The following is an 11,046-nucleotide window of genomic DNA, read 5'->3' on the forward strand; positions in this document are numbered from 1 at the left end:
ACTGCGCTTCTGTCCGGTTTTTCCGGAATCAGCAAAATTGTTATGCACCAATCGTGCTGCATAACGTGGGCGAGGTCATACAATTTCCAGTACTAAAGTACGGCCTCGTGCAAGCTGCCGTGCTGCGGGGCCAACGGCGTCCCCTTCTCGAGTTCCACTTACGGGAGAAGGAAAACCGTTATGACTCCTCCGTTCAACGGATCCAGTACACCACGCAACTTCGGCGGCGGGAATGGCAGCGCGCAGGTCGCTTCGCCGTTTACCCGTTTCGCCGCCTATCCTGAACGCGCGGGGCTCTACGACCCCGCCAATGAGAAAGATGCCTGTGGACTGGCAGTTATTGCCACCCTGCGCGGCGAACCCGGCCACGACATCGTCGACGCAGCCCTGACCGCCCTGCGCAACCTCGAACACCGCGGTGCGGTGGGCGCGGATGAAGGTACCGGGGACGGAGCAGGATTGCTCACGCAGATCCCGGACGAGTTCTTCCGTGCCGTGACCGGATTTGAGCTCCCGAGCGCCGGCGAGTACGCCGTCGGAACTGCCTTCCTCCCGAACGAAGAGGCCGAAGCCGAGGTAGCCCAGGCAGGACTGGGATCGCTGGCCGAAGAAGAAGGCCTCGTGGTCCTGGGCTGGCGCGAAGTCCCGATTGTCTCGGACCTTGTCGGCGCCATGGCACGGGCCTGCATGCCGCACTTCGTGCAGCTTTTCCTGGGGATGGATCCCCGCGGCGGCACGGACGTGTCGGAACTCGACGCCAAGGTCTTCCGCGTCCGGAAGCGTGCGCAGAACAAGTTCGGTGTCTACTTCCCGTCCTTGTCGTCCAAGACCATTGTGTACAAGGGCATGTTGACCACCGCGCAGCTGGAGCCGTTCTATCCGGACCTCTCGGACAGCCGCTTCAAGACCAAGCTGGGGATTGTCCACTCCCGCTTTTCCACCAACACGTTCCCATCGTGGCCGCTGGCCCAGCCGTTCCGCACCATTGCGCACAACGGGGAGATCAATACCGTCAAGGGCAACCGGAACTGGATGCGTGCCCGTCAGTCGCAGTTGAGCAACCCTGTGCTTGGTGAGATTCCGGAAGAACTGTTCCCGATCTGCACCCCCGGGGCCTCGGATTCGGCTTCCTTCGACGAAGTCGCCGAGCTGCTGATGCTTTCCGGCAAGCCGATCACCCAGGCCATCATGATGATGATCCCGGAGGCCTGGGAGAACCACGCCACCATGGATCCTGAGCGTCGGGCGTTCTACCAGTACCACTCGATGCTGATGGAGCCGTGGGACGGTCCGGCAGCAGTGTCGTTCACTGACGGCAAGCTGGTAGGCGCGGTGCTCGACCGCAACGGTCTTCGGCCGGCCCGTTACTGGGTGACGGAGGACGGCCTCGTGGTGCTCGCTTCCGAAGTCGGCGTGGTCAACATCGAGCCGGAGCGGGTAGTCAGGAAGGGCCGGGTTTCGCCCGGCAAAATGTTCCTCGTCGACACCGAAGCCGGCCGCCTGATCGAGGATCAGGAGATCAAGTCCGAGATCGCCGCGGCGAACCCGTGGGGCGAATGGGTCAAGGACAACATGATCCGCCTCGAGGACCTGCCCGAGCGCGAGCACGTGGTCCACACCCCGGCGTCAATCAACCGCCGCCAGCGCACCTTCGGCTACACCCACGAAGAGCTGCGGATCCTGCTGGGCCCGATGGCCCGTACGGGCGCGGAACCGCTGGGCGCCATGGGAACCGACACGCCGATAGCCGTGCTCTCCAAGCGGCCGCGGCTACTGTTCGACTACTTCGTGCAGTCCTTTGCCCAGGTCACCAATCCGCCGCTGGATGCCATCCGCGAAGAGCTCGTCACGAGCATGCGAGGTTCCATCGGCCCGGATGGCAACCTGCTGGCTACCGGCCAGGTCCGCGCCAAGCAAGTAGCGCTGAAATTCCCGGTCATCAACAATGATGAGCTGGCCAAGATTACTGCGCTCGAAACCGATGAGGGTGCCAAGGCCACACTGAAAGTCCGCGGCCTCTACCGTCCCGACGGCGGCGAGTCGGAGTTGCGCGCCCGGCTGCAGGAGATCTGCGAAAAGGTCTCGGCTGCCGTCAACCGCGGCGTCAAATTCATCATCCTTTCCGACCGCGACTCGAATGCCCAGTGGGCACCGATCCCGTCGCTGCTGCTGACCAGCGCGGTCCACCACCACCTCCTCAAGAGCGCCAACCGCACCAAGATTTCCCTGCTGGTTGAGGCGGGCGACGTCCGGGAGGTGCATCACGTTGCCGTTCTGATCGGCTACGGCGCCTCTGCGGTTAACCCGTATCTGGCGATGGAAAGCTGCGAAGAGCTGGTCCGCAACGGCGACATCCAGGGGGTGACTGAAACCGAGGCCGTCTACAACCTGATCAAGGGCTTGGGCAAGGGCGTCCTGAAAATCATGTCCAAGATGGGCATTTCCACCGTCGCGTCCTACTGTGGCGCGCAGACCTTCGAAGCCCTTGGCCTGGCACAGGGCATGGTGGACCAGTATTTTGCCGGCACCCAGTCCCAGCTCGGCGGGGTTGGCCTTGATGTCATCGCGGCCGAAACCGCGGCGCGGCATGCACAGGCCTACCCGAGCGACGGAATCGAAGATCCCCACCGTTCACTGGAGGTTGGCGGCGAGTACCAGTGGCGCCGTGAAGGACCGCCGCACCTGTTCAACCCGGAGACGGTTTTCCGGCTGCAGCACTCCACACGTGAGCGCCGTTACGACATCTTCAAGGCCTACACCCAGGGTGTGGATGACCAGTCCAAAGAGCTGATGACCTTGCGCGGGCTGCTCAAGTTCAAGACCGGTAACCGTCCGGCCGTGCCGCTCGAAGAAGTCGAACCGGTAGCCAGCATCGTCAAGCGGTTCTCCACCGGCGCGATGAGCTACGGGTCCATCTCCAAGGAGGCCCACGAGACGCTGGCCATTGCCATGAACCGGCTCGGTGCCAAGTCGAACACCGGCGAGGGCGGCGAAGACGAGGACCGGCTGCTGGATCCGGAGCGCCGCTCCGCCATCAAGCAGGTGGCTTCCGGCAGGTTCGGCGTCACCAGCCTGTACCTGACCAACGCCGACGACATCCAGATCAAGATGGCCCAGGGCGCCAAGCCCGGCGAAGGCGGACAGTTGATGAGCCAGAAGGTCTACCCCTGGGTAGCCCGGACACGGCACTCGACCCCCGGCGTCGGGCTTATTTCGCCGCCCCCGCACCACGATATTTACTCCATCGAGGATCTGGCGCAGCTGATCTACGACCTGAAACGGTCCAACCCGTCGGCCCGCGTGCATGTGAAGCTGGTGTCGGAGGTCGGGATCGGCACCGTGGCCGCTGGCGTCACCAAGGCGAAGGCCGACGTCGTGCTGATTTCAGGGCACGACGGCGGCACTGGCGCCAGTCCGCTGAACTCGCTCAAGCATGCTGGTGTTCCCTGGGAGCTTGGATTGGCCGAGACGCAGCAGACGCTGATGATCAACGGCCTGCGTGACCGCGTGGTTGTCCAGGTGGACGGGCAGCTCAAGACCGGCCGTGATGTGGTGATCGCGGCGCTGCTCGGCGGCGAGGAATTCGGCTTCGCCACCGCGCCCTTGGTGGTTTCGGGCTGCATCATGATGCGGGTCTGCCACCTCGATACCTGTCCGGTGGGCGTGGCGACCCAGAACCCGGAGCTGCGCTCCAGGTTCACGGGGAAGCCGGAATTCGTTGTGAACTTCTTCGAGTTCATCGCCGAGGAGGTCCGCGAGATCCTGGCCGAACTGGGCTACCGCAGCCTGGACGAGGTCATCGGCCATTCCGAGCTGCTTGATGCCGGCAAGGCCATTGACCACTGGAAGGCCGACGGGCTGGACTTGGATCCGATCCTCCGCGGCTACCGTTTTGATGCCCACTCGCCGCTGCGCAACACGACGCAGCAGAACCACGAGTTGGACAAGCATTTCGACAACCAGCTGATTGCAATGAGCGCCGAGGCGCTGACCAACCGGGCGCCGGTGCGGATCAGCCTGGACATCGTCAACACCGACCGTTCGGTGGGGACCATGCTCGGCCACGAAGTCACCAAGCGTTTCGGCATCGACACCCTGGCCCAGGACACGATCGACGTAACCCTGATTGGCCAGGCAGGCCAGTCGCTGGGGGCCTTCCTGCCCGCCGGCATCACGCTGCGGCTGCTGGGCGATTCCAACGACTATGTGGGCAAGGGCCTCTCCGGCGGACGCATCATCGTCCGTCCGGACCGGGGCAACGTGTTCGCCGCCGAACGCAACGTGATCGCCGGAAACGTGATCGGCTACGGTGCCACCAGCGGCGAGATGTTCCTCCGCGGCCAGGTGGGCGAACGGTTCCTCGTTCGGAACTCGGGTGCCACCGCCGTCGTCGAGGGCATTGGCGACCATGGCTGCGAGTACATGACCGGTGGAACGGCACTGATCCTGGGCCGGACCGGCCGGAACTTCGGTGCGGGTATGTCCGGCGGCGTGGCGTACGTGCTGGAGCTGGACCGGGCACGGCTGAACAAGCAGAGCATGGACAACAAGGAGTTGCTGCTGCTCCCGCTGGATGCCGAAGACCGCGAGACTGTCGGTGCGCTGATCAAGCAGCATGCGGAGGAGACCGGTTCCCGGTTGGCCGAGCAGCTGCTGCAGGATCTTGACGCAACCATTTCACGCATGACCAAGGTGCTGCCGCGGAACTACTCGGCCGTGCTGGAAACCCGGGCTACCGCTGAATCCGAGGGACTCGATCCCGACGGCGATGTTGTCTGGTCACGAATTTTGGAGGTAACCGGTGGCTGATCCACGCGGATTCATGAAGGTACGCGAACGCCAGACCCAGCCGAGGCGGCCGGTCCCGGTCCGTATCATGGACTGGAAGGAAGTGTACGAGGCGCAGGAAAAGGGCGTGCTGAAGGCGCAGGCCGGACGCTGCATGGACTGCGGCATCCCGTTCTGCCATCAGGGCTGCCCGCTGGGAAACCTGATTCCGGAATGGAATGACCTCACCTGGCGCGGCAAGGGACAGGAAGCGATCGAGCGCCTGCACGCCACGAACAACTTTCCGGAATTCACCGGGCGGCTGTGCCCGGCCCCGTGCGAGTCGTCCTGCGTCCTGGGGATCAACCAGCCCGCCGTGACCATCAAGCAGGTGGAGGTTTCCATCATCGACGAGGCCTTCGACAACGGGTGGGTCACGCCGCTCGCGCCGGAGCGGCTGACTGGACAGACTATCGCCGTCGTCGGTTCCGGCCCCGCCGGCCTGGCGGTTGCGCAGCAGCTGACCCGCGCCGGACACACTGTCGCGGTGTACGAGCGTGATGACAAGGTCGGCGGCCTGCTGCGCTACGGTATCCCGGACTTCAAGATGGAGAAAGACCATCTGGAGCGGCGTCTGGAGCAGATGAGTGCCGAGGGCACCCGGTTCCGCACCGGCATCGAGATCGGCAAGGATGTCAGTTGGGAGCAGCTGCGCCGCCGGTACGACGCCGTGGTGATCGCTACCGGCGCTACCGTGCCGCGCGACCTGGCCATCCCCGGCCGCGAGCTGGACGGCGTCCACTTCGCCATGGAGTACCTGGTCCAGGCCAACCGGGTGGTGGCCGGCGAGAAGGTGGAGAACCAGATCGACGCGCGCGGCAAGCACGTGGTGATCCTCGGCGGCGGCGATACCGGAGCTGACTGCCTCGGTACGGCGCACCGCCAGCAGGCTGCATCGGTCACCACACTGGCCATTGGCAAGCAGCCGCCGGCCGAGCGGGCCGCCCACCAGCCTTGGCCGACGTTCCCGACACTGTTCGAAGTGGCCAGCGCCCACGAGGAAGGCGGCGAGCGTACCTACCTTGCCTCCACCGTTGAATACCTGGGCGACGGTGAAGGCAAGCTGCGCGCGCTGAAGGTCGCGGAGACCGAATTCGTGGACGGCAAGCGCGTGCCCAAAGCGGGCACGGAACGTGAAATTCCGGCGGACCTGGTCTTGCTCTCCCTCGGCTTCACCGGTCCGGAACCGGCAGGTATCGCCGAACAGGTGAAGGCAGAGTTCGACAGCCGCGGCAACGTGGTCCGGGACGGTTACTACATGACCAACACGGACGGCATCTTCGTGGCCGGTGACGCCGGCCGCGGCCAGTCGCTGATCGTCTGGGCCATCGCCGAAGGCCGTGCGTGCGCTGCCGCCGTCGACAAGTGGCTGACCGGGCAGACGCGTCTGCCCGCGCCGGTGGCTCCGACCGACAGGCCGATAGCCGCACTGCCGACGTAATGAACCCGGCTGCACGCCGTGGATACGCCCATAACTGCATGAGAGAACTAGGCTAGGTTTATGAGACGAGCGAAAATAGTTGCAACTTTTGGTCCTGCTATTTCCAGCTACGAAAGCACCTTGGAAGTCCTCAAAGCGGGCGTTGATGTTGCCCGCATGAACATGAGCCATGGCGACTACAGCGTGCACCAGGGAACTTACGAGAATGTGCGCCGCGCCGCGGCCGAGCTGGGCAAACCTGTTGGCATCTTCGCCGACCTCCAGGGACCCAAAATCCGGCTCGGCCGCTTCGCGGACGGCCCGCATGACCTGAAGGTGGGGGACACCTTCACCATCACCACCGAAGACATCGAAGGCACGGCCGAGCGGTGTTCGACCACCTTCAAGGGCCTGCCGCAGGACGTCAACGCGGGGGATCCGCTGCTGATCGACGACGGCAAAGTTGCCCTGCGTGCCGTTAAGGTCACCGACACTGAAGTTGTCACCGAAGTGACCGTGGCAGGCGCCGTCTCCAACAACAAGGGCATCAACCTCCCCGGTGTCGCGGTCAACGTGCCGGCGCTGAGCGAGAAGGACGAGGCGGACCTGCGCTGGTCCATCCGCACGGGCGTGGACATGGTGGCCCTTTCCTTCGTGCGCAATGCTGCCGACGTGCGCCGGGTGCACGAGATCATGGACGAAGAAGGCCGTCGCACGCCCGTCATCGCCAAGATCGAAAAGCCCCAGGCCGTGGACGCGCTGGAAGAGATCATTGACGCCTTCGACGCGATCATGGTGGCCCGCGGCGACCTCGGCGTCGAACTGCCGCTCGAGGATGTCCCCGTGGTGCAGAAGCGTGCCATCGAACTGGCCCGACGCTGGGCGAAGCCGGTGATCGTGGCCACCCAGGTGCTGGAGTCCATGATCGAGAACCCTCGGCCTACCCGCGCCGAGGCATCCGACTGTGCCAATGCCGTGCTGGACGGAGCGGATGCGGTGATGCTTTCCGGTGAAACCAGCGTGGGCGCGTACCCGCTGGAGACGGTCAACACGATGGCCCGGATCATCGAGTCCACAGAGCAGCACGGTCTGGACCGTGTCCCGCCGCTGGGCAGCAAACCCAAGACCCGCGGCGGCGCCATCACGCGTGCCGCCGTCGAAATTGCGAACCAGTTGGACGCCAAGTATCTCTGTACCTTCACCCAGTCCGGGGACTCGGCACGCCGCCTCTCGCGCTTGCGTCCGGGCCGGCCGATCTTCGCCTTCACCCCGCTGCAGTCCACCCTGAACGTCATGTCACTGATCTGGGGCATCCAGCCGCTGCTGGTGGAGTTCGTCGAGCATACGGACAAGATGACAGCCCAGGTTGACCGCGTGCTTTACGAGAAAGGACTGGTGGACGTTGACGACCTGGTCGTCATCGCCGCCGGTTCCCCTCCCGGAAAAGCCGGATCGACCAACTCGCTGAAGGTTCACCGTGTCGGTGACCTCGCAGACGCCGGTGAATTGCTGAACGGCTCGAACCCCCGGCACGAGAAGGTGGGCCCCTGGCCCAGTTAGGGCACGTGCAGCATCACTAAACGCCAGTGGCCGGTCCTGATCAGGACCGGCCACTGGCGTTCGCGGGGCTAGTTGACCTGGTTGATGATGGTTTCGGCGACTTCGCGCATGCTCAAGCGGCGGTCCATGGAGGTCTTCTGGATCCAGCGGAAAGCCTCGGGCTCGGTCAGGCCCATCTTGGTGATGAGCAGGCTCTTGGCCCGCTCCACCAGCTTGCGGGTGGCGAACTGCTCCTGCAGGTCGGAGACCTCGGACTCCAGAGCCTTGATCTCCTGGTGGCGGGAGAGCGCAATCTCGATGGCCGGCACCAAATCGGCGGGGGTGAACGGCTTGACCACGTAGGCCATGGCGCCGGCGTCACGTGCCCGCTCAACCAGTTCCTTCTGGCTGAAAGCAGTCAGCAGCACCACGGGGGCGATGCGGGCCTTCACAATCTGCTCTGCCGCGGTAATTCCGTCCATGACAGGCATTTTGACGTCCATCAGGACCAGATCCGGCTTGAGCTCGGTGGCAAGCTCGACGGCCTTCTCCCCGTTGTCGGCCTCGGCAACGACGTCGAATCCTTCGCCGCGAAGGATCTCGACAATGTCCAAGCGGATCAGAGTTTCGTCTTCGGCGACGATAACGCGGCGTGTGGGGATGGACTCGTTTTGCTCAGACACTGGTACTCCTCGATGAGTTTTTGTAACCCTTTTGCTGCGGTTCTCGGAAATAGCCTATCGGCATGTAGAGTAGATTCGCGCACTCAAGGAGCATGACAGTCTTCACAAAGGACTGTCGGTCGCCGGTTAAGTAACGGCGGCGTGTTCCATGCCCGAGTGGCGGAATTGGCAGACGCGCTGCACTCAAAATGCAGTATCGAAAGGTGTGTGGGTTCGAGTCCCACCTCGGGCACAGTGTTTCCGCAGGTCAGAGGCCTGGGCACCATTACTGGGTCCCGGCTGTTCGCACGGCACAGGCCATTGGGCTGGCAAAGAACCCGCGGATCCACGACCTCCGCCACACGCATGCCTCCTGGCTCATCCAGGACGGCGTGCCTCTGTTCACCATTTCGCGCCGCTTGGGTCATACCTCCACTAGGACCACTGAACAGGTCTATGGACATCTGATGCCCGAGGCACTTCAGACCGGTGCTGATGCGACGGAGCGCTCGGTGACTGGCTTCATGCGCTGATACTGCGGGTCATGTCGGCAGGGCTGCAGCCGGGCATGAAAGTGGAAACCAGTTCCTTCCCGAATGGAGATTCCATGGACATCGAATTTTTTGAACCGGCCGAAGCTGCCGCCCTCATGCGCTGCACGGAGTCGTGGCTGCGTGACGGCGCGACCAGCGGTCGATTTCCCCATGCGTGTTGGGGGAAGGGAAAGATCATCTTTACCTCCGAGCACATCCTGGAGATCGCGAAGCTGAGTGAGATTCTCCCCGGTTGCGCAGGTCCGTCACTCCCAGTGCGGCGACAGGCGTCCCAGGAGAGGTTGCTCGGTACACGGGCCAAAGTCCGCAATGGAAGCCGCTTCCGAGGGCGCTGCCGATAAAGGGTACTCCTCCGGCGACGCGGCCAAGGCTCTGGCCCAATTGGAGGGCATCCCAGTGAAAGGCCGGGCACCAAAGACCGGCTACTCCCGCGACGAGTTCGGGCCGGCTTGGGCAGACACGGACCACGGCTGCGACACCCGCAACGACATCCTGGCTAGGGATCTCACGGACGAGCCCTTCAAGACCGACACCAACAACTGCGTGGTCACAACCGGGGCACCCTTGCCGAGAAGTACACCGGCACCACAATCCGCTTCGTCCGGGGCCAGGACACCAGCACCGCCGTCCAGATCGACCACATCGTCGCGCTCAGTGACGCTTGGCAGAAGGGCGCGCAGCAACTCACGGGGGAGCAACGCACGGAACTGGCCAACGACCCGGTGAACCTCATGGCCACAGACGGACCCACCAACATCGCCAAGGGCGACAGTGACGCCGCCAGTTGGTTGCCGGGACTGTCCGATAGACAGTGTGTGGGTTGATGCCGTAGCGACCGAGCTTCCGTTTAGGGAGCGAGAGCTTGGTATTAATTTGCCTAACTCTAAGCATGCTCTTCGAGGGATGCTCCAGGAAGCCGTGATTACCAGCCGTAATGAGGTCGAGGTGTCGATCGCTGAACGCGGTACCGGCTTCCAGTCCGCGATGGTGCTCGGGATCCTTCGGTACGTTGCCTCTCAAAGCCAGCAGGCGGGTGGAAACGTAGTGTTCGCGATAGAGGAGCCTGAAGCCTTCCTCCATCCGCAGACGCAGCGGGCAATGGCAAAGATCCTGCGGGAGATCTCAGCAGGGGCGCAGCTCCTTGTGACTATCCATAGCCCCGTCTTGGTGGATTCATTCTCGGTTCGCCGCATCGTACGGCTTCCGCTCAGTTCCGGTGGCACCAACTACACCGCGCGTCGTCAGGAGCTGACAGAGGCTGAAGAGGGCCGGCTCACCAGATACTGCGACGCAACAAACAGTGAGCTCGTCTTCGCGAACTCGGTTGTTCTGGTAGAAGGCCATGGTGACAAGCTCCTAATCGACCATCTCCTCGCTCGCATCACCGGCGGGGCGGGCGGCCACTACGCAATGGGTGTCGCCGTCATTGAAGCGTCGGGCATCGACACCATCAAGCATCTCGTGGGTCTGGCGCAGTATTTCGGCGTTCGCGCCTACGTGATCACTGACAAAGACGGCGTGCACAAGCCCGGCGGCCAAGGCAAGCGCGTGTTGCTGGAGATCCTAAAAGCCAGAGTTCCCGCACCGTCTCAGAGTGAGCTTCAGGCGTTGCACGGCTTGGCGGATGCAACGGTATCGAACTTGAAGGCCGCACTTGAGCAGCAAGCGAGTCTCAATCGCGGCCTTGCAAGGTGGGATGCGTTCGTTCTGGCATCCGATCTTGAAGGACTGCTGCTCGACACGATCGGTCAGAAGAAGCTCGATGAGATGCTCGAATCTGCGGGCGAGAACGAGGTTGACCAGGCGGCGTCGGATAGATATGCGTCAGGCGCCACAGGCAAAGAGGAGTTGGCGGCTTGGCTTGGCTCGAAGGGATGGAACTCCACCGGCAAGAAGTCGGGGAAGGTCAAGCCTCACTTGCCGTCGGCTCTCCTGAGAGAGCACCTTGCCACACGGAAGACCGTTCCTCAGACGGTCAAGCCGCTCGATGACTGGCTTCGCGCGATCATGAAGGATCACGAGCGCTCACCGCTCCGATAATTCT

General features: G+C 63.3%; 7 protein-coding genes and 1 tRNA gene. 7 read left to right on the plus strand and 1 reads right to left on the minus strand.

Annotated elements, in window-relative coordinates; translation table 11 throughout:
* Positions 1-180: 180 nt before the first annotated feature.
* The 3 genes from gltB to pyk are packed head-to-tail and all read left to right on the plus strand — an operon-like array spanning position 181 to position 7,807.
* Complete coding sequence (gene gltB / locus AC5RWO_RS13380; protein WP_498731895.1) at positions 181-4,809, plus strand: glutamate synthase large subunit; 4,629 nt, start codon at positions 181-183, stop codon at positions 4,807-4,809.
* A complete protein-coding gene (locus AC5RWO_RS13385; protein WP_498731896.1) occupies positions 4,802-6,268 on the plus strand; it encodes a glutamate synthase subunit beta in 1,467 nt (488 codons plus the stop codon). Before gltB ends, AC5RWO_RS13385 begins: the two co-directional genes overlap by 8 nt.
* 60 nt (positions 6,269-6,328) lie before the next feature.
* The gene (pyk, locus tag AC5RWO_RS13390) at positions 6,329-7,807 is read left to right on the plus strand and encodes a pyruvate kinase (RefSeq protein ID WP_498731897.1); all 1,479 of its coding nucleotides are present in this window, start codon (positions 6,329-6,331) and stop codon (positions 7,805-7,807) included.
* 68 nt (positions 7,808-7,875) lie between these two features.
* Here the strand turns inward: pyk and AC5RWO_RS13395 are convergent, their stop codons facing one another.
* Positions 7,876-8,469, minus strand: a complete 594-nt coding sequence (locus AC5RWO_RS13395; protein ID WP_498731898.1) for an ANTAR domain-containing response regulator — start codon at positions 8,467-8,469, stop codon at positions 7,876-7,878.
* A gap of 150 nt (positions 8,470-8,619) precedes the next feature.
* On the opposite strand from AC5RWO_RS13395, the gene AC5RWO_RS13400 reads away from it, so the two are divergent.
* The 4 genes from AC5RWO_RS13400 (at position 8,620) to AC5RWO_RS13415 (ending at position 11,042) form a co-directional block, all read left to right on the plus strand.
* Positions 8,620-8,701: transfer RNA gene (locus tag AC5RWO_RS13400), tRNA-Leu, on the plus strand.
* Positions 8,658-8,981 carry a tyrosine-type recombinase/integrase gene (locus AC5RWO_RS13405; RefSeq protein ID WP_498732005.1) on the plus strand — a complete coding sequence of 108 codons (324 nt, stop codon included), beginning with the start codon at positions 8,658-8,660 and terminating at the stop codon, positions 8,979-8,981. The genes AC5RWO_RS13400 and AC5RWO_RS13405 overlap by 44 nt, the downstream gene beginning before the upstream one ends.
* A gap of 662 nt (positions 8,982-9,643) precedes the next feature.
* On the plus strand, positions 9,644-9,826 hold the full coding sequence (locus AC5RWO_RS13410) for a GmrSD restriction endonuclease domain-containing protein (protein WP_498732006.1): 183 nt from the start codon (positions 9,644-9,646) through the stop codon (positions 9,824-9,826).
* Between the two features lie 79 nt (positions 9,827-9,905).
* On the plus strand, positions 9,906-11,042 hold the full coding sequence (locus tag AC5RWO_RS13415) for an ATP-dependent nuclease (RefSeq protein ID WP_498731900.1): 1,137 nt from the start codon (positions 9,906-9,908) through the stop codon (positions 11,040-11,042).
* Positions 11,043-11,046: the final 4 nt, after the last annotated feature.

Source organism: Arthrobacter sp. B055-34, from assembly GCF_059090425.1.

Coding starts and splice junctions, on each gene's coding strand:
- gltB (WP_498731895.1), top strand. CDS start 181: ATGACTCCTCCGTTCAACGGATCCAGTACACCACGCAACTTCGGCGGC.
- pyk (WP_498731897.1), top strand. CDS start 6,329: ATGAGACGAGCGAAAATAGTTGCAACTTTTGGTCCTGCTATTTCCAGC.
- AC5RWO_RS13405 (WP_498732005.1), top strand. CDS start 8,658: ATGCAGTATCGAAAGGTGTGTGGGTTCGAGTCCCACCTCGGGCACAGT.
- AC5RWO_RS13415 (WP_498731900.1), top strand. CDS start 9,906: ATGCTCCAGGAAGCCGTGATTACCAGCCGTAATGAGGTCGAGGTGTCG.